At 72.2% G+C, this 19,045-nt stretch carries 17 protein-coding genes; 7 read left to right on the forward strand and 10 right to left on the reverse strand.

Annotated elements, in window-relative coordinates:
• Positions 1–130 precede the first annotated feature (130 nt).
• From OG439_RS17690 to OG439_RS17700, 3 genes are all read left to right on the forward strand, one after another.
• Positions 131–592 (forward strand): HNH endonuclease, encoded by a 462-nt coding sequence (locus OG439_RS17690; protein ID WP_326950447.1) that lies wholly within the window; start codon positions 131–133, stop codon positions 590–592.
• Positions 593–711: 119 nt separating this feature from the next.
• Positions 712–2,070: a protein kinase domain-containing protein gene (locus tag OG439_RS17695; protein ID WP_326950448.1), complete on the forward strand. Its 1,359-nt coding sequence runs from the start codon at positions 712–714 to the stop codon at positions 2,068–2,070.
• Positions 2,071–2,122: 52 nt separating this feature from the next.
• Positions 2,123–2,452, forward strand: a complete 330-nt coding sequence (locus tag OG439_RS17700) for a hypothetical protein (protein ID WP_326950449.1) — start codon at positions 2,123–2,125, stop codon at positions 2,450–2,452.
• Here the strand turns inward: OG439_RS17700 and OG439_RS17705 are convergent.
• A complete protein-coding gene (locus tag OG439_RS17705; RefSeq protein WP_326950450.1) occupies positions 2,443–3,369 on the reverse strand; it encodes a LysR family transcriptional regulator in 927 nt (308 codons plus the stop codon). The two genes, OG439_RS17700 and OG439_RS17705, sit on opposite strands and share 10 nt — an antisense overlap.
• Positions 3,370–3,441: 72 nt before the next feature.
• Between OG439_RS17705 and OG439_RS17710 the strand changes: the two genes are divergently transcribed.
• The gene (locus tag OG439_RS17710) at positions 3,442–4,341 is read left to right on the forward strand and encodes a DMT family transporter (protein WP_326950451.1); all 900 of its coding nucleotides are present in this window, start codon (positions 3,442–3,444) and stop codon (positions 4,339–4,341) included.
• On the opposite strand, the gene OG439_RS17715 is transcribed toward OG439_RS17710, so the two are convergent.
• From OG439_RS17715 to OG439_RS17735, 5 genes are read right to left on the reverse strand one after another with little or no spacing between them, the layout of a single operon-like run.
• Complete coding sequence (locus tag OG439_RS17715; protein WP_326950452.1) at positions 4,307–5,230, reverse strand: dihydrodipicolinate synthase family protein; 924 nt, start codon at positions 5,228–5,230, stop codon at positions 4,307–4,309. The two genes, OG439_RS17710 and OG439_RS17715, sit on opposite strands and share 35 nt — an antisense overlap.
• Positions 5,230–6,183 (reverse strand): ABC transporter ATP-binding protein, encoded by a 954-nt coding sequence (locus OG439_RS17720; RefSeq protein WP_326950453.1) that lies wholly within the window; start codon positions 6,181–6,183, stop codon positions 5,230–5,232. The genes OG439_RS17715 and OG439_RS17720 overlap by 1 nt, the downstream gene beginning before the upstream one ends.
• A complete protein-coding gene (locus OG439_RS17725) occupies positions 6,180–8,078 on the reverse strand; it encodes a dipeptide/oligopeptide/nickel ABC transporter permease/ATP-binding protein (protein WP_326950454.1) in 1,899 nt (632 codons plus the stop codon). The genes OG439_RS17720 and OG439_RS17725 overlap by 4 nt, the downstream gene beginning before the upstream one ends.
• Positions 8,075–9,034, reverse strand: coding sequence for an ABC transporter permease (locus OG439_RS17730; protein WP_326950455.1), 960 nt, complete (start codon positions 9,032–9,034; stop codon positions 8,075–8,077). The genes OG439_RS17725 and OG439_RS17730 overlap by 4 nt, the downstream gene beginning before the upstream one ends.
• A 15-nt stretch (positions 9,035–9,049) precedes the next feature.
• Positions 9,050–10,648 carry an ABC transporter substrate-binding protein gene (locus tag OG439_RS17735; protein ID WP_326950456.1) on the reverse strand — a complete coding sequence of 533 codons (1,599 nt, stop codon included), beginning with the start codon at positions 10,646–10,648 and terminating at the stop codon, positions 9,050–9,052.
• A gap of 144 nt (positions 10,649–10,792) precedes the next feature.
• Here OG439_RS17735 and OG439_RS17740 point away from each other — a divergent pair, with 144 nt between their 5' ends.
• From OG439_RS17740 to OG439_RS17750, 3 genes are all read left to right on the forward strand, one after another.
• Complete coding sequence (locus tag OG439_RS17740) at positions 10,793–11,521, forward strand: FadR/GntR family transcriptional regulator (RefSeq protein WP_326950457.1); 729 nt, start codon at positions 10,793–10,795, stop codon at positions 11,519–11,521.
• A 112-nt stretch (positions 11,522–11,633) separates the two neighbouring features.
• Positions 11,634–13,763: a hypothetical protein gene (locus OG439_RS17745; protein WP_326950458.1), complete on the forward strand. Its 2,130-nt coding sequence runs from the start codon at positions 11,634–11,636 to the stop codon at positions 13,761–13,763.
• 14 nt (positions 13,764–13,777) lie between these two features.
• Complete coding sequence (locus tag OG439_RS17750; protein ID WP_326950459.1) at positions 13,778–14,929, forward strand: S53 family peptidase; 1,152 nt, start codon at positions 13,778–13,780, stop codon at positions 14,927–14,929.
• Between the two features lie 80 nt (positions 14,930–15,009).
• Here OG439_RS17750 and OG439_RS17755 read toward each other — a convergent pair whose 3' ends face one another.
• From OG439_RS17755 to OG439_RS17770, 4 genes are all read right to left on the reverse strand, one after another.
• Complete coding sequence (locus OG439_RS17755) at positions 15,010–15,645, reverse strand: response regulator transcription factor (RefSeq protein ID WP_326950460.1); 636 nt, start codon at positions 15,643–15,645, stop codon at positions 15,010–15,012.
• 3 nt (positions 15,646–15,648) lie between these two features.
• Positions 15,649–16,026, reverse strand: coding sequence for a hypothetical protein (locus OG439_RS17760; protein ID WP_326950461.1), 378 nt, complete (start codon positions 16,024–16,026; stop codon positions 15,649–15,651).
• Positions 16,027–16,095: 69 nt separating this feature from the next.
• A complete protein-coding gene (locus OG439_RS17765) occupies positions 16,096–17,310 on the reverse strand; it encodes a cytochrome P450 (RefSeq protein ID WP_326950462.1) in 1,215 nt (404 codons plus the stop codon).
• Between the two features lie 271 nt (positions 17,311–17,581).
• The gene (locus tag OG439_RS17770) at positions 17,582–18,976 is read right to left on the reverse strand and encodes an aspartate aminotransferase family protein (RefSeq protein WP_326950463.1); all 1,395 of its coding nucleotides are present in this window, start codon (positions 18,974–18,976) and stop codon (positions 17,582–17,584) included.
• Positions 18,977–19,045 lie beyond the last annotated feature (69 nt).

The raw sequence follows: 19,045 nt of genomic DNA on the forward strand, positions 1-19,045 counted from the left end.
GGCGCTGAAACACGATTGACGCCTCTCGCGCAGCTCGGCGACCATGAACGCGTCGCTTCGCGGAAAGCCGCCCGGATCACCGCGATCCGGGCGGCTTTTCGTATCCGTTCCAACCGAAAGAGGTTGCGCCATGGGGGTTCTCGTCCTCAACGCCGGCTACGAGCCGCTGCACACCGTGTCCGTCCCGCACGCCATCCGGATGCTCGTGCGCGACGTCGCCGTGGTCCACGAGGCCGAAGACGGTCTCGCCTACGGGCTGTTCCCGCGCCCGAAGATCGTGCGGTTGCTGCGGTACGTCGTCATGAAATGGCGATATACGCAGCCGCCACGCTGGTCCCGGCGTGGTGTGCTGGCACGTGACGGGCACCGCTGCGCCTACTGCGGGCAGCGCGCGACGACGATCGACCACGTGGTGCCGCTGAGCCGCGGCGGCGCGCGGACCGACTGGCTCAACACGGTCGCCGCGTGCGGCGGGACGGCGCGCAGCTGCAACGCCCGCAAGGCGGACAAGCTGCCCGCCGAAGCCGGGATGAGGCTGCGGATCACCCCGCGCGTCCCGTCCTGGGACCAGCTGCACCCGTTCGGCGCGTGAGTGTGGGGGCGCCTGCTCGTCGGCGGGGCGACGAGCAGGCCGTTAAGCTCGAACCGTTCGGTCCCCGGATCCGTGTCACCGGGGAAGGCCTGGGCGAGCACCGGTACCGGAGGGTCGTCGTGACCGAGGCAGGACAGCTGATCGCCGAGCGCTACCGGCTGGTCGACCGGATCGGCCAGGGAGCGATGGGCGTCGTCTGGCGTGCCCGCGACGAGCGGCTCGACCGGGTCGTCGCGGTGAAGCAGCTGGGCTACGACCCGTCCGGCGGCGGCCAGGGCGGCCCGCGGGCGCTGCGCGAGGCGCGGCTCACCGCGCGGCTGCGGCACCCGCACGCCATCACCGTGCACGACGTCGTCGAGCACGCCGGCGACCCGTACCTGGTGATGGAGTACCTGCCGTCGCAGAGCCTGGCCGAAGTCCTGCTGGAACGGGAAACCCTGCCGGCCGACCAGGTCGCGCGCGTCGGCGAGCAGGTCGCGTCGGCACTCGCCGCCGCGCACGCCGAAGGCATCGTGCACCGGGACGTCACGCCCGGCAACGTCCTGATGGCGCCCGACGGCGTCACGAAGATCGCCGACTTCGGCATCTCCCGCGCGACCGGCGAAGGGACCGTGACGGGCGGCGGGTTCATCGCGGGCACGCCCGCCTACCTGGCGCCGGAAGTCGCCGGCGGCGCCGAAGCCGGGTTCCCGGCGGACGTCTTCTCCCTCGGCGCGACGCTCTACCGCGCGCTGGAGGGCATGCCGCCGTTCGGCAACGAGGACAACACCATCGTCCTGCTGCGGCGGATCGCCCAGGACGACGTCATCCCGCCGAAGCACAGCGGCCCGCTGGCCGAGGTCCTCGGGCGGCTCCTGCAGCGCGATCCCGCGCAGCGGCCGGCCATGGCCGAGGTGCAGGAGCTGTTCGAGGCGGTCACCGGCGGCCGTCCGCTGCCGCCGCCCCGGGTGGTCCCCCAGATCGGGACGCGCCTGCTGCAGGTCCGCCGGCCCCGCCGGAAGCTCGTCCTCGCCGGCGCGGCCGGCGCGTTGCTGCTGGCCCTGGGCGTACTCATCGGCACGGCGCTGGTGCCCGACAGCGGCACGACGGTGGCCGCGCCCGCACCCGTGCCGTTCTCCACCACTCCCCCGCCGTCGACGCCCGTCACCAGCTCCCCGGCCCCCGCGGACCTGGGCTGCGCGGCCGACTACCGGGTGACGAACTCGTGGCCCGGCGGCTACCAGGTGGAGGTGACCGTGCACAACGACCGCGCCGTCAAGCTGCTCGGCTGGCGCGTCTACTGGACCCTGCCCGACGGCCACCACATCACCGGCCTGTGGAACGGCACCTTCACCGTCGACGGCTCGACCGTCACGGTCGACAACGCGGACTGGAACGCGAAGCTCGACGCGAACGGCTCGACGTCGTTCGGCCTCACCGCGTTGACGGGGCAGGGCAACGGCACCGCGCGCCCGGCCCTGACCTGCAAGACGCTCTGAGCACCCGGAAGCACCTGTCCCGAGGGGCGCGCGCTCTGCCATAGTCGGACGCGTGCATCTGAGGGCCAGGCGCAGGTCGATCCGTTTCGACGGGCACACCGTCACGCTGAGCATCGCGACGAAGAGCTGGTTCATCCTCCCGAGCGACACCAAGAACACGTTCCCGGTCGAGAAGATCAGCAAGATCCAGCACACGCCGCCGACGGCCTGGAAACCGGGCAAGATCGTCTTCGTGGTCCCGGACGCGGCGGCGGACGTCGTCGCGAACGTGCCCCTGTTCGCCGACAAGCTGGCCGGGAACACGTTCCTGTACCCGTACGGGATGCGGGCGAAGGTCGCGAAGTTCCTGGAGGCCGTGGAGAAAGCGCGGCCTCAGCAGTAGCGGTCCGCCCAGTCGCGAGCCGACCGCTCCAGTCCGTCGAGCACGACCCGGATGTCCGGGCGCCGCGCGGTGCCCGTCCGGGTCAGCGCGAACACCTTGCGCGTCAACGGTTCTTCGAGCGGGTGGAGGCTGACCCCTGGCGGCCCGGCCGGCAACGCCATGGCGGGCACCAACGCCACGCCCGCGCCGGACGCGGCCAGCGCGACGAGGACCGCGAAGTCGCTCGCCTCCGCCACCACCGGCGGCACGAACCCCGCCGCGCCGCACGCCCGGTGGATCATCTCGCGGCACGAGAGGTCGGCGGCGGGGACGAGCCACGGGTGGCCGGCAAACCGTTCCAGCCGCACGGGTTCGCCCGGCGCCAGGCCGGCCGACGCGGCCAGCGCCGGGGCGAGCCCGAGCAGCACCGGGTCCGCCAGCAGCCGCCGGTCCTCGCAGCGCGGCGGGATGCTGCGCGGCAGCAGCGAATAGCTGTGCACCAGCGCGATGTCGACGTCCTGGCGGCGCAACGACTCCAGCGCGTCATCCGGCTCCTCCTGGACCAGGCGCAGCGAGACCGTGCCGGCCTCCCGGAGCCCGGCCCACGCCGCCGGCAGCAGCTGCCGCGCCGCCGACGCGAACGCGGCCAGCCGCACCGTGCCGGTGCCGCCGTTCTCCGACACGGCCGCCATCGCCGACTCCGCGGCGGCGAGGTCGTCGAGGATCACCTCGGCGTGCGAGACCAGCAGCCGCCCGGCCGAGGTGAAGGCCAGCGTGCGGCCCTGCTTCTCGAGCAGCGGCGTGCCCGCTTCGCGTTCGAGGGCAGCCAGGTGCTGCGAGACGGCCGGGCCGGTCAGGTGCAACGCCGCCGCGGTCGCGGCCACGGTCCGGTGCTGGGCGAGACCGTGCAGGATGCGCAGGCGGCGCAGCTCCAACATGAAGTCAGACTTTCTCTTCAGCGAAGAAACCGTAACTGGTACTTCTGCATCTTCCGGCCGACGATAGCCGTCGTGAAGCCCACTCTCAAGGCAACCCTCGCCCTGGCCGTCACCGTCGTCCTGTGGGCGTCGGCGTTCCCGGCGATCAAGGTGGGGCTCGGCGGCTACGGCGTCGCCGGGCTGTCGTTCGCCCGGCTCGCGGTGGCGTCGGCCGGGTTGCTGCTGGTGGCGCCGGTGCTGGGGGTGCGGCGGCCGCGCGCGGCCGACCTGCCACTGATCGCGGGGTGCGGGCTGGCCGGGATGAGCGCGTACCAGCTGCTGCTCAACTGGGGTGAGGTGCGCGTGCCGGCGGGCACGGCGAGCCTGCTCGTCTCGGTGGCGCCGGTGTTCAGCGTGCTGCTCGCGACGGCGTTCCTGGGCGAGCGCCTGACGACGGCGAAGGTGCTGGGCAGCGCGGTGGCGTTCGGCGGCAGCGCGCTCATCGCGCTCGGCGGCGGCCTGGGCTACTCGGGGGCCGCGTGGGTCGTGCTGGCCGCCGCCGCGGTCCAGGCCGTCTACCACTTCGGCAGCAAGCCCCTGCTGAAGCGCTACACCGGGCTCGAGGTCGCCTGCTACGCGATGTGGGCCGGGACGCTGTTCCTGCTGCCGCTCGCGCCCGCGGCCCTTCGCGGCGTCGAGACGGCGCCGCTGAGCGCGACGTTGTCCGTGGTGTTCCTGGGTGTGCTGCCCTCGGCGGCCGGGTTCGTCGCCTGGGGGTACGCGGTGGCCCGCCACACGATCGCCGTCGCGACCGGCGCGCTCTACCTCGTCCCGGCCGTGGCCCTGGCGGTGGCGTTCGTGTGGCTGGGCGAGACGCCGACCTGGGTGGACGTCGCCGGCGGCGCGCTCAGCATCGCCGGCGTCGTCCTCATCTCCCTCGGCCGGGTGGGCGGGACCGTCAGAGCAAGCCCGCTTCGACGAGTTTCTCCTTGATGCGCAGCAGTTCCTCGTCGTCCAGGGGCAGCTGCGGCGGGGCCATGACGGCGTTGTCGATGAAACCGCGCATCTTCATCGCGGCCTTGAACGCGCCGAGGCCGGCCGAGCCGCGGCCCATCCGGCTCGGCGGCGCCACCGAGGTGATCGAGAACAGCTTCAGCAGACGCTCTTGCTCGCGACGGGCCGCGGCGAGGTTGCCGGCCTTGAAGTGGTCGTGGATGAGGACGTAACCGACCGGGTCGACGTTGCCGAGGCCCGGGACGGCGCCGTCCGCGCCCATCGCCAGCGCCGCGTCGACGACGAGCTCGGAGCCGGTGAACACGGCGAAGGCGTCGAGGCCGCGTTCGCGTTTGCCCAGCAGCACCGCGCGGAACGCCGCTTCGTCGCCGCTGGAGTCCTTCAGGCCGGCGAGGACGCCGTCGGCGGCGAGGTCGAGCACCATGGCGCCGTCCAGCTTCGTGTGGACCGCCACCGGGATGTCGTAGGCGACGATCGGCAGCGACGTGCGTTCGTGCAGCAGCCGGAAGTGCCGGTCGATCTCGGCGACGTGCGTGCGCGTGTAGTACGGCGCGGTGACGACGACGGCGTCGGCCCCGGCGGCTTCGGCGGCCCGGATGTGCTCGGCGACCCGCAACGTCGTCATGTCGATACAGCCGGCCAGCACCGGGACGCGCCCGGCGACCTGCTCGACCGTCGTCTCGACGACGACCCGGCGCTGGGCGTCGGGGAGGAAGGCGACCTCGCTCGACGAGCCGAGGACGAAGATGCCGTGCACGCCGGCGTCGAGCTGGAACTCGACGTGGCGGCGCAGCGAGTCGGTGTCCACGCCGAAGTCGTCGGTCAACGGCGTGCACAGCGGGGGGACGATTCCGGCGAACTTCGGCATCAGGCGCTCACTCCGGCAGGGGTCTCGGGATGGATACAGCGGTAGGTGTGGCCTCCGTCGGCCGCGGCGAGCGGCGGCAGCTCGGCCGCGCACTCGACGGTGGCCTTCGGACAGCGGGTGCGGAACGGGCAGCCGCTCGGCGGGTGCGTCGCCGACGGCACCGGGCCGGTGAGCACGATCGGCTCGACCTGGTGCAGCAGGCTGGGCGTCGCCGAGAACAGGGCCCGCGTGTACGGGTGCCGGGCGGCCTCGGGCAGGTCCGCAGCCGGGGCTTCTTCGACGACGCGGCCGAGGTACATCGTGACGATCCGGTCGCTCATCTTCTTGACCGTCTGGATGTCGTGGGAGACGAACACCATCGCCAGCCCGAGCTGTTCGCGCAGGTCGAGCAGCAGGTTGAGGATCTGCGCGCGCACCGAGACGTCGAGGGCGGACGTCGGCTCGTCGGCGACCAGCAGCGCCGGTCCCAACGCCAGCGCCCGGGCGATGGCGACGCGCTGGCGCTGGCCACCGGAGAGCTGGCCCGGCACCGCGTCGGCGACGCTGTCGGGCAGGCCGACCAGCGTCATCAGCTCGCGGACGCGGTCGTCCCGCTCGTCCGGCGTGCCCACGCGGTGGACGTCGAGGGGGTCGCGGATGATCTTGGCGACGGCCAGCCGGCGGTTGAGCGCGGTCGACGGGTCTTGGAAGACCATGCCGACCTCGCGGCCGAAGCCGCGGTCCAGGGGCTTGCCGCGGAACCGCACGGTGCCCGCGGTGGGGCGCTGCAGGCCGACGATCACCTTGGCCAGCGTCGACTTGCCGCAGCCGGACTCGCCGACGACGCCGACGGTCTCGCCCGGGTTCACGACGAGGTGGGCGTCGGTCAAGGCGTAGACGTTGTCGTGGCCGAACAGGTTCGCCCCGCGGATCTGGTGGACGACGTGGACGCCGTCGAGCTCCAGCAGGTTCACGCCGTCGCCTCCTTCTCGCGGGCGAGGTCGACCGCCGGGAAGTGGCAGGCGACCAGGTGGTCGACCGGCTCGCCGAAGCGGACCGGCGGTTCGTCGTGGCACTTGCCGCGGGCCGCCGGGCAGCGGCCGGCGAACCGGCAGCCCGCCGGGAACTCGGCCGGGGCCGGGACGACGCCCTTGATCTGGGTCAGCCGGGCCTCGTTCTCCTCCAGCGACAGCACCGCGCTGAGCAGGCCGCGGGTGTAGTGGTGCCGCGGCGAGCCGATGACCTGCGCGGTGCCGCCCAGTTCGGCGACCTGGCCGCCGTACATCACGACGACGCGGTCGGCGATCTCGGAGACCAGCGCGAGGTTGTGCGACACCAGGATCAGCGCGAAGCCGAGTTCCTCCTGCAGCCGCAGCAGCAGCACCATGATCTGGGCCTGCACGGTGACGTCGAGCGCGGTGGTCGGCTCGTCGGCGACGATCAGCTTCGGGTCGCGCGAGAGCGCCATCGCGATCAGCACGCGTTGCCGCTGCCCGCCGGACAGCTCGTGCGGGTAGGCGCGCAGCGTCCGCCCCGGGTCGAGGTTGACCAGGTCGAGCAGCTCGGCCGGGGTGCGGGTGCCGCCGCGGCGGGTGAACTGCTTGAGCTGGGCGCGGATGGTCATCGCCGGGTTGAGCGAGCTGAGCGCGTCCTGGTAGATCATCGCGATGTCGTGGCCCAGGTGCCGGCGGCGCTCGCCGGGGCGCAGCGCGAGGAGGTCACGCTGGGCGAACCGGATCTTGCCGCTCACCGTGGCCGTCGGCGGCTGGAGGCCGAGGATCGACAGCGACGTCAGCGACTTGCCGCAGCCGGACTCGCCGATCAGGCCGAGCACCTCGCCCGCGCGGACGCTGAACGAGACGCCGTCGACGACGTTGACGCCATCGTGGCGGCCGGGGAACGCGATCGCCAGCCGGTCCACCTCGAGGACCGTCTCGCGGTCGTCCAGCGAGCGGGCGGTGCGGGCGAGCCGCTCCCCCGCTTCCCGCAGCCCGGCGATCGGCAGGACGGGCGCGGTGTCGGCGTCTTCGCGCGCGGCGACGGCCTTGGCCACGGCACCGGCCCGGGCCGCGCGGGCCGATGGCGCGGCCCACGCGTCCGAGACGCGCTCGGACAGGACGTTCAGCGCCAGCACGGTGATCAGGATCAGCAGGCCGGGGAAGAGCGTCGCCCACCAGCCGCCGGTCAGCACCAGGTCCTTGCCGTCGGCCAGGACCGAGCCCCACGACGGGTCCGGCGGCTGGATGCCGGCACCGATGAACGACAGGGACGCCTCGAAGACGATCGCGTCGGCCACCGTCACCGTGCAGAACACCAGGACCGGCGCCGCGCAGTTGACGGCGACGTGCCGGGTCAGCACGTAGAACCGGCGCGCCCCGATGACGCTTTCGGCCGCGACGTAGTCCTCGCCGTACTGCGCGAGGACGTTCGCCCGGACGACGCGCGCCACCGGGGGCGTGTTGAGGAACCCGATGGCCAGGATCAGCACCAGGATCCCGTGGCCGAACACCGCCACCAGGACCGCGGCCAGCGCGATGCCGGGGAACGCCATGATGATGTCGAGCACGCGCATCACCACGGCGTCCACCCGGGCGCCCGACGTCGCGGCGAACGCCCCGATCGTCGCGCCGGACACGAGTGCGAGCGCCACAGCCCCCAGGCCGATGGCGAGCGACCAGCGTGTCCCCGCGACCAGCCGGGAGAAGATGTCCCGGCCCGACTGGTCGGTCCCGAACCAGTGCGCGGCGCTCGGGCCGCCGGTGTCGGTGCTCAGCGCGTCCGGGTTGTGCGTCGCGACGAGCGTGCCGACGACGGCGACGAGCAGCAGGACGCCGAGCACCGCGAGCGCGGGCCAGGACCGGCGCGTCACGAGTGGCTCCGCAGCCGCGGGTTGGCCATCAGGTAGAGGACGTCGACGATCAGGTTGACCAGCACGAACCCGATCGCGATGGTGATCACGAAGCCCTGGACCTTGGCGGTGTCGCCGTCCTTGACGGCCTGGATCATGTTCTGCCCCATTCCCGGCAGCGCGAACATCGTCTCGATGACGACCGCGCCGCCCAGCAGGTAGCCGACCCGCAGGCCGAGGACGGTCAGCGGGGTGACCAGCGCGTTGCGCAGCACGTTGCGGCCGACCACGACGACCGGCGGCAGCCCGCCGCCGCGCGCGGTCCGGACGTAGTCCTTGTCCAGCTCCTCGACCATCGACGTCCGGATCACGCGCGTGAGCTGCGCCGCGACCGGCAGCGCGAGGGAGACCGCGGGCAGCGTCAGCGAGTTCAGCCAGCCGCCGAGGGAGTCGGCCGGGCTGACGTACCCGCTGGTCGGGAAGAGGCCGCGGTCGACGGCCAGCCACTGCACCAGCAGCAGCGCCACCCAGAACGCCGGGGCCGCGACGCCGGCCAGCGTGACCACCCGGACCACCTTGTCCGGCCAGCGGTCGCGGTACAGCGCCGACGTCACCCCGAGCACGAGCGACACCACCAGCGCGATGACCAGGCCGAGCAGGGTCAGCTGCACGGTCAGCGGCAGCGCGGTGGCGATGGTCTCACCGACCGGCTGCTTGGTGATCACGCTGGTGCCGAAGTCGCCCTGGACCAGGTGCCAGACGAAGTGGACGTACTGCAGTGGCAGCGGGTCGAGCAGGCCGTTGTCCAGCCGGAACCGCTGCAGCTGCTCGGCGGTGGCGTTGGCGCCGTCGAAGGCGGCGAGCGCCGGGTCGGTCGGCGCGAACCGCATCACGACGAAGACGAACAGGATCACGCCCAGCAGCAGCGGGATCAGGGCGAGGACGCGGCTCAGCAGCATCCGCACGACGACGACCACGGGGGCTCTCCTCGCTCAGGCCGGCTTGGCCTGGTTCAGGTAGATGCCCGGATAGCCCTGGGCGTGCACGCCGGTGATCGCCTTCGGGTCCCACGCGGTCCCGAGCTGGGTGAACACCACCGGGTAGATGACGGCCTGCTCCGAGATCTCGTCGAGCAGCTGCTTGTTCAGGCTCGTGCGTTTCGCCTCGTCCGTCTCCGCCGCGGCCTTGTCCTGCAGGCCCAGCAGCGCCTGGGCGTCGGCGCCGGTCCAGCGCGCGTACTTCGACGTCAGGATGGACTTCGCGTCGTAGTAGTAGCGGATCATCAGGTCGGGGTCGTTGCCGAACTGCATCGGGTTGTTGGTCGAGGCGACGACCTGGAAGTCGGTGCCCGCGTCCAGCTTCGAGAAGAGCGCTTTGGTGTCCTGGGCGTCCAAAGTGGTCTGGACGCCGATCGCGTCCCAGCTCTCCTTGATCACCTTGACGCAGTCGGCGACCAGCGAGGTGTTCGTCGTGGACAGCGTGATCTTCAGCCCGGTCGCGCCCGCCTGCTGCAGCAGCGACTTCGCCTTGCCGGGGTTGTAGGCGAAGTCCTGCGCCGCGGGCTGCGAGGACGGGAGCTTCGGGTTGATGAACGACGTCCCGGGCGAGCCGGCGCCCTTCAAGCCGATCTCGACCATCTTCTTCTTGTCGATCGCGTAGTGCAGCGCCTGCCGCACGAGCTTGTCGTCGAACGGCGCGTGCGCGGTGTTGAACAGCAGGAAGAGGTTGTTGCCGCCGTCGGCGAACTCGACGGTCCGGCCGGCCTTGCGCAGCTGGTCGGCGTTGGCGGGCGGGATGTTCTCGGCGATCTGCGCGTCCGGCGCCGCCCCGGAGATCGCGGCGACGCGCGGCGCGGAGTCCACGATGGACTTCCACAGCATCTTGTCGTAGGCGCCCGGGCGCGGGCCGTTGTAGCCGGCGAACTTCTCGAAGCTCGTGTGCGACAGCGGGGCCTGCTCGACGATCTTGTAGGGCCCGGAGCCGACGACCTTGCCCGCCGCGGCGTCGGCCCACTTGCCGTCGTAGACGTGCTTGGGGACGATCTTGCAGCACTGGATCCGCTGCAGCGCGTACGGGAACGGGAACTTGAGGACGAACTCGACCGCGCGGTCGCCGGTCTTGCGCACTTCCTGCAGCCAGGTGGCGAAGAAGCTGTGGATCAGCACGTTCTCCTGGTCGTCGAGCGCCCGCGCGTAGGTGAACACGACGTCGTCGGCGGTCACGGGCTGCCCGTCGTGCCACGTCGCGCCGTCGCGGAGCTCGAACTTCAGGCTCGTGCCGCTCGCGTCGGCGGGCAGGGCCTTCGCCAGGCCGGGGAACGGCGCGCGGGTGATCGGGTCACCCTCCACCAGGGACTCGTAGCAGTGCAGGATCGCGGCCATCGAGAAGGCGGACGCCGTCTGCAGCGGGTCCCACGTCTGGTTGTTGCCGTAGCCGATCACGGCGGTCAGCGACCCGGTCGAGCTGCCGGTCTTGTTGGTGGACGCCGGACCGCCGCACGCGGCGAGCACGGTGGGGAACGCCAGGGCCGCGCCGGCGAAGGTGGTGTAGCGCAGCACCTGGCGGCGGCTGAGCGACGGGCTCTGGGACATCGCTGTCTCCTGCGGGCCTCGAACGGTAGGACATGGGACGTCCTATGACCGGCGTGAGCTTAGGACGAGGGCTTGTGCCGGTCAAGAGTCCCGGGACGTATGACGTAGGATGTCCTCTCACGACGCATCCGGGGAGGACAAGCAGTGGCCCGTCCGCAGCGCAGCGAAGAGATCACCAAGCGCATCATCGACCTGATCGTCGAACGGGAGCTCCCGCCGGGCGCGCCGATGCCGACCGAACTGAGCCTCATGGAGGACATCGGCGTCAGCCGCAACTCGATCCGCGAGGCGATCAAGGCCCTGCAGGCCCTGGGCATCGTCGAGATCCGCCACGGCTACGGCACGTTCGTCGGGTCGGCGGGCTCGGAGTCGCTGCAGACGTGGCTGCTGTTCCGCACGCGCGCCCGCGGCGCCACCGACGTCGGCCGCCTGCGCGACCTGCTCGAGGTCCGCGAGATGCTGGAGACGGAGCTGACCCGCCGCGTCGCCGTCGAGCACCGGCCGGAGCTGATCGACGACCTGCAGGCGTGCGTCGCCCGGATGCGCCGCAAGGGCCCGGACGCGGCGGAGGCCGACCGCGAGTTCCACGACCTGATCTGCGCGGAAGCCGGCTTCGACCTGGCGCGCGAGCTGACGGGGTTGTTCTGGGACGTCTACCGGATCGCGGAGGGCGAGCTGGGCGGCCCGGCCGCCTCGCCGACGGCCACCGCGAAACGGCACCAGGTGATCGTGGACGCCCTCCTGCTGCGCGACCCGGACGCCGCGGCGGAGGCGGTGCACCGGCACTTCGACGAGGTCCGCAAGCGCGCGAAAGCCGGACCGTACGGCGGTTTCGGCGTCGCCCGGCCGGTGCCGGCGGTCCACTCTTCCTGACTCTGGGTGGTTGAGCCGTTCGAGGTAACTTCCGGCGGGTTCGGGAACGGGGCTCAACGGTCCCGGCGACTGGCTCGTCGTAGTGGTGATCAACCACCACACGGAGGCGCCAGTGCGAAGAACTCTTTCGGTGTTCGCGGTCCTGCTCGCCGGCCAGGCGGGGCTGACCGGGCTCGCCCCGCCACCCGCGAGCGCGACGACCCACGCGGCCACCGCCACGCTCATCACCGGTGACCGGGTCACCGTCCGGACCGCTCCGGACGGCCGGGACACCTTCGACGTCCAGCCCGCCGCGGCCAAGGGGATGGCCCGCGCGCTCGTCCACCTGCGCCTCGGCGGGCGGGACTACGAGGTTCCCGGCACCGCGCTCCCCTACCTCGGGCGCGGGCTCGACCTGAGCCTGTTCGACGTCAAGGCGCTGCTGGCCGGCGGCCAGGTCGCCGAGGACGTGCCCGATTTCGGTGCTGCGCTGGCGAAGCAGTTCAAGGAGGACAACGCCCGCGGCCACTTCGGTGGGCAAGGGCTCTTCGCCGGCGGCGCGAGCTTCGCGCTCAAGGGCGCGAAGCAGCCGAAAGCGCAGCCACGGTCGGTGATGCGCACGGTTTCGGTGGACGCCAAGGACATCGGCGGAAAGCCCGCCGACACCGGGATCGCGTTCCTCTACAACACCGACGACGGCAACGTCCTGGATCCGAACGAGAACTACAACTACTTCGCCGGGGGAACCGCGAAGTTCAGCGCGCCGGACGGGAACTACAGCGCGCTCGGTGTCTTCTGGACCGCCGACGCCGACGGCAACCCGACCGAACTGCGCTTCAGCGCGCAGCCCGAGTTCGCGGTGAAGTCCGACACCACCGTCCGGGTCGACGCGAAACGCGCCACCAGCAAGCTGACCTGGGTGACCCCGCGGCCCGCGCTGCTCGACGACACCGGGTTCCTGTTCCGCCGGGCCGCGAAGACCGGGCCCGCACTGCTCGTCGACTTCGACGCCGGTCCCGGTGTGCCGATCTCGGTGTCGCCGACGGCGAAACCCGTCACCACCGGGGCGCTGCAGACGTACCCGTACAGCCGGCTCGTGTCCCCGCCCGGACCCGGCACGCCGTACGAATACGTGCTGCAGAAGGCGAGCGCCGGCACGATCCCGCAGCAGCGGTACGTGATCACGGCGAAGGACGTCGCCACGGTCGACGCCACCTACTACAGCGAGTACGCCTCGGCCGGCCTGCGGCAGCGCAGCGGCATGTTCGCCTTCGAGGACACCAGCGGCCGGCCGTCGCACCCGATCGACCTGCCGCGGCGGCAGACCGAGTACGTCTCGGCCGCGCCGGACCTCGTCTGGTTCGGCGGGTTCTCGAAGTACGTCCTGCCCGGGCCGTTCCCCGGCTGGGCCGGCGGCCAGTACGAGGCGTTCCACGGCTACCGGGGCGGCACCGCCGTCACCGAAGGCTGGAACCGGTTCCCGCTGCACCCGGCCGGTACCGTCGCCCTCGAGCCGCTGGACGACGCCACCGTCTACACCCAGCCGGCCGCGACGCGGACCGGTGACCTGCTGCGGTTCGCCATCACGCCGTTCAGCGACAACGAGCCCGGCCACACCGGGTTCGGCTACTACGGCGAGTCCCGCGACACGATCACCGGGCACTACACGCTGACCGAGGACGGCACGACGGTCGCCGAGGGCGACCCGGTCGGCGGCTTCGCGCTCAACCTGGCACAGGAGGTCGGCGCCGGGCCGTCGACGCTGGGGCTGACGCTCGACGCGGGCCGCACCGGCCCGATGTACCACCAGAGCACGGCCACCCGCACCGAGTGGACGTGGAAGTCGCAGCACGTCGACGGCGTCACCCTGCCGCAGGCGCTGTACTGCGCGCGCGGAGCCGACGGGCCGGACCGGTCCTGCGCGGTCGAGCCGTTGCTGACGCTGGGGTACGCGGTCGGCGGGCTCCGGCCGGACGGCTCCACCGCGTCCGGGCCGCAGAGTCTCGACCTCACCACCGGGCACCTGCAGTCGGCCGCCGCGAGCGCGATCACCGGGGCGACCGTGCAGTACTCGACCGACGGCACGACCTGGCAGGACGCGGCCGTCACGGCCCGCGGGAACGGCGTCTACCACGCGGATTTCGCCGCGACGACGGACACCTTCCGTGGCACGGACGTCTCGCTGCGGGTCACCGCGTCCGACGCCACCGGGGCGACCATCGCGGAGACGATCACCGCCGCCTACCACGTCTACGCGTCCTGAAGGGAGTGTCCACTGTGTCCATTCGAAAGCTAGGCGTACTGACCGCCGTGTGCGCGGCGGCGATCGCGCTGGCTCCGGCCGCGGCCGCCGCGCCCGGGCCGCGCGCGGCCTGTCCCGACGCGGGGCCGGACGTCCTGCGCTGCCTCACCACGTTCACGCCGGGGGCCACGCGCGCCCTGGCCGACGGCCCGATCGGCTGGGGTGCCGACGACCTGGCCTCGGCCTACCGGCTGCCTGCGAGCACCGGGCCCGACACGGTCGTCGGCATCTCGATCGCCTACGACGCGCCCAACCTGGAAGGCGACCTGGCCACCTACCGGGCGCAGTACGGCCTGCCGCCGTGCACCACGGCGAACGGCTGCTTCCGGAAGGTGAACCAGCAGGGCGCCGCGACGCCGTTGCCCGCGGCCGACTTCGGCTGGGCCATCGAGTCCACTTTGGACGTCTCGATGGTGTCCGCGGCGTGCCCGTCGTGCCGGATCGTCGTCGTGGAAGGCACCACCCCCGGGTTCGCCGACCTCGCCGAGACCGAGGACACCGCCGTCCGGCTGGGCGCGAAGGTGGTGTCGAACAGCTACGGCTCGCGGGAAGGCGGCGCGCAGCTGGCGTTCGCGAGCCACTACCGGCACCCGGGCGTGACGGTGGTGGCCTCCTCCGGCGACTCCGGCTTCACCGCGGCGAGCTACCCCGCGGCGCTGGCGACGACGGTCGCGGTCGGTGGGACGTCGCTGGCGAGGGACCCGGACTCCGCGCGCGGCTGGGCGGAGCAGGCGTGGGCCTACGGCGGCAGCGGCTGCTCGGCCTACATCGCGAAACCGAAGTGGCAGAAGGACACCCACTGCGGCAAGCGGACGGTCGCGGACGTCGCGGCGGTCGCCGACGACCTGGCGATCTACAACACCGACGTGGGCGGCTGGCTCCCGGTGAACGGCACCAGCGCGTCGGCGCCGTTCGTCGCCGGGCTGTACGGCCGGTCCGGCCGCGCGGGGGTCGCGCAGCCGGCCGACCTCTACGCGCGGGCGTCGCAGTTCGTCGACATCACGGCCGGGAACAACGACCCGGTGGGCGGCGGCGCGAAGTGCGGCGGCGACTACCTGTGCGTGGCCGCTCCGGGTTACGACGCTCCCACGGGCGTCGGCGTCCCGAACGGCCTCGGCGGGTTCTGACGAGGGTCATGAGGGGCACCCTCAGGGCTTTTATGTCCCTGAGGGTGCCCCTCATGGCAGGGCCGTCAGCTACAGGACCGTCAGCGGCAGAGGCCGCGTTCGATGGCCAGCAGCCCGGCTTCCGTCCGGTGCGCGCACCCGAGCTTCTTCACGACCTGCGTGACGAGGGTCCGCACCACCGGCTCCGGCAGGTCGAGCCGCGTCGCGATCTCGGCGTTCGTCAGGGCCGAGCCGATGCCGACCAGGACCTCCCGCTCGCGCTCCGACAGCAGGTCCACCCGCGCCAGCCGCTCGTCGCGGGGGCCGGACAGGCGCGTCGCCGCGGAGACCAGGCGGCGGGAGGCGTCCGGCGAGAGGACGACGTGCCCGTCGGCCGCCAGCCGGACGACCTTGATCAGCTCGTTGCGCCGGGCGGACCGCAGCAGGAACCCCGCCGCGCCGTCCCGCAGCGCGCGCAGGATCCCCGCCTCGGAGTCGAACGTGGCCAGCACGACCACCGCGGGGCGCCGGGAAACCGGACCCAGCGGCGCCAGGCGCGGGTCCAGCAGCACGACGTCGGGCAGCCGCCGCCGGAGGGTGGCCCGGGCCGTCGTCGCGTCGCCGACCGAGCCGACGACCTCGATGCCGTCCGCCTCGCCGAGGATCCCGCTCAGGCGGTCCCGCACGCCGGTGTCGCGCTCGGCCACCATGACCCGGACCGGTGGCGGTGGGAGCACCGCTCAGTCCTCGGGCTTGTCTTTGGCCCGCAGGCGGATCAGCGGCAGGTCGGTCCGCGACGCGCCGACCAGGTCACGCCCGCCCGGACCGCGCAGCCGCAGCTCCCGGAACCGCACCGACGACAGCTGCGCGGCTTCGATCGGGTAGACGTCGCCGTAGCGCTTGATCTTGTCGACCAGCTCCTTGCCGAGCAGCTCGACGAGCCCGGCGTGCCGGCTCGCGCCACCGCCGAACGGCACGTCCAGCTGCCGCCGCACCTCGGGAAACCGCTGGTCGAGCTCGACGGCCAGCTGGTGGATCGTGACGAAGGCGGGCCCGAAGTCCTCGGCCTCCGGGCCCGGCGGGATCTCCTTCAGCACCTTGACGAGTTTGTCGTCCATTCCGAGCTTGTCCCACAGGGCCATGCTGTCCTGACTTTCCGGTGATAACGGCGTCGAAGCCGCTTCGGTCTACCAGAGGACCGGCACGCGGTCCACTCCCCCGGTGACACGATTCGTCCGGACCTCCAGTTCATCCACCCCGACGGCCAGCCGCAGCCCCGGGAACCGGCGGAACAGCGAGCCGAACACCACCCGCAGCTCGGTGCGGGCGAGGCTGGCGCCGATGCAGAACCAGCCGCCGTGGGCGAAGGCGACGTGCCCGTTCGGCTTGCGCTCCGGGTCGAACGTCGCGGCGCCGGGGAACACGGACTCGTCGCGGTTGGCGGCACTGATCGACAGGACCACGGCGTCGCCGCGGGCGATCGCCGCGCCGCCGAGGTCGACGTCGTCGTGCGCGTACCGCAGGAGGCCGAGGCCGCCCGGTGCCGACATCCGGAGGATCTCCTCGACGACGCCGTGGACGCGGCCCTCGGGGTCGGCGACGAGCGCGTCGCGCTGGGCGAGGTCGGTGAGCAGGAACAACACGCCGAAGTCGATCCGGTTGGACGTCGTCTCGTGGCCGGCGAACAGCAGGCCGGCGGCGAGCCGGGCGAGGTCGTCGTCGCTGAACGCCGGGTCGTCGGCCTGGGCGCGGACCATGTCCGAGACGACGTCCTGGGTGGGGTGGCGCCGCTTCGCCGCGGCGAGCCGGCCCATGTACCCGGCGAACTCGTCGAGCGCGGCGTCGGCGCCGGTCCCGATGTCGGTGCGGCCCATCCGCTCCGAGAGCACCCGGAACGTGTCGCGGTCCTCGTACGGGACGCCGAGCAGCTCGCAGATCACCAGCACGGGCAGCGGGAACGACAGCAGCTCGTGCAGGTCGACCGGCTCGCCGGGGTGCTCGGCGCGGGCCCGGTCCATCGCGTCGAAGCAGCCGTCGGCCAGCTCCTGGACGTGGCCGGCCAGCCGTCGCATCCGGTTGGCGGAGAACGACGGGACCAGCATCTTCCGCATCCGCGCGTGCTCGGCGTGCTCGGTGTCGTGGTCACCCTGCGGCCGGCTGAGGATCGCCGCGTCCGACAGCGACGACGCCTCTTCCGGCGCGGGGTGCGAGCGGCCGAACCGCGGGTCCGACAGCACGGTCCGCACCTGGTCGAAGCCGGTGACGAGCCACGCCGGGTCACCCACCGGCGTCGTCACGCGCACCACCGGCCCCTCGCGCCGCAGCACGTCGTAGAGCGGAGCGATCTCCAGGACGTTCGGCCGCGCGAACGGCAGGCGCGGGGTGTCCGTGGTCGCGGTCATCGAGAGTCCTCCCGGGTGCGCGGCCGAGGGCAACGACAGTCAGGCCGGCGACGGCCGCTCCCCCGGTCCCAAGATCCACGGTACCCAGCCGGGCGGGCGCCCCGCAGATTCGTTGCCCGTCCGGGCTAACCGACCCGCACGAACACGACTTTCCCGGCAGGCGCCCGGCTACTGGACCCACGTGGCGGCCGGAGTCGCGCGTCGAGAGTTGTTCGACGTTGGAACGGGCCCACCAGTCGAAGCCGCTGTCAACGAACTTCGGCCCACGAGGTCAGAGCAGCTTCCAGGCCTGGGTCAGGGTGTCGCGCAGGATCTGCTCCATCTCGTCGAACTGGCGCTGGTCGCAGATCAGCGGGGGCGACAGCTGCACGACCGGCTCGGCGCGGTCGTCGGCGCGGCAGTACAGGCCGGCCTCGAACAGCGCGTCCGACAGGAAACCGCGCAGCACTCGCTCGGATTCCGCCGCGCTGAAGGTCTCCTTGGTCGCCTTGTCCTTGACCAGCTCGATGCCGTAGAAGAACCCCGCGCCGCGGACGTCGCCGACGATCGGCAGGTCGGTCAGCTTGTCCAAAGTGGACCGGAACGCGGACTCGTTCGCCAGCACGTGGCCGTAGAGGTCCTCGCGCTCCATCAGGTCGAGGTTGGCCAGCGCCACCGCGCAGGACACCGGGTGCCCGCCGTAGGTCGAGCCGTGCATGAACGTCGTGGCCCCGCGGGTGAACGGGTCCATCAGCCGCTCGCTCGCGAGCACCGCGCCCAGCGGCGCGTACCCGGACGTCAGGCCCTTCGCCGTCGTGATGATGTCCGGCTGGTAGCCGTAGCGCTTGGCGGCGAAGTCGTACCCGACCCGGCCGAACGCGCAGATCACCTCGTCCGACACCAGCAGGACGTCGTGCTTGTCGCAGATTTCGCGGACGCGCTCGAAGTAGCCGGGCGGCGGGACGAAGCAGCCGCCGGTGTTCTGCACCGGCTCGAGGAACACGGCGGCGACGGTGTCCGCGCCCTCGAACTCGATGGCCTGCTCGATCTGGTCGGCGGCCCAGCGGCCGTAGGCGGCGTAGTCGTCGGCGTGCTCGGTGGCGCGGTAGAAGTTCGTGTTGGGCACGCGCATCGTGCTCGGCACCAGCGGCTCGAAGTCGGCCTTGGCGCCGGGGATGCCGGTGATCGACAGCGCGCCCTGTGAGGTGCCGTGGTAGGCCAGCGCGCGGCTGATCACCTTGTGCTTGGTGGGTTTCCCGACGAGCTTGAAGTACTGCTTGGCCAGCTTCCACGCCGTCTCGACCGACTCGCCGCCGCTCACGGTGAAGAACACGCGGTTGAGATCGCCGGGCGACGCGGCGGCCAGCCGCTCGGCCAGCTCGATCGCCGACGGGTGCGCGTGACCCCAGAGCGGGAAGTACGCGAGCTGCTTCGTCTGACGCGCGGCGGCTTCGGCGAGCTCCTCGCGGCCGTGGCCGACCTGGACCGCGAACAGCCCGGCGAGCCCGTCCAGGTACCGCTTCCCGCGGGCGTCCCAGATGTAGGCGCCTTCGCCGCGCACGATCACCGGGACGTCGGTGGTGTCGTAGGCGGAGTGGCGGGTGAAGTGCATCCAGAGGTTGCTGCGGGCGGACCGGGCGAGGGCCGCGGCGTCGACGGTGGCGGCCGGGTCGGCGGTTGTGGTCATGGCTCGGTTATCGCACGCGCCATCGACGTTGCGCAAGCGATCCGGTCGCCGTCACCATCATCAACAACT

It is taken from the genome of Amycolatopsis sp. NBC_01307, from assembly GCF_035975215.1.
In the GTDB taxonomy this organism is placed as follows: domain Bacteria; phylum Actinomycetota; class Actinomycetes; order Mycobacteriales; family Pseudonocardiaceae; genus Amycolatopsis.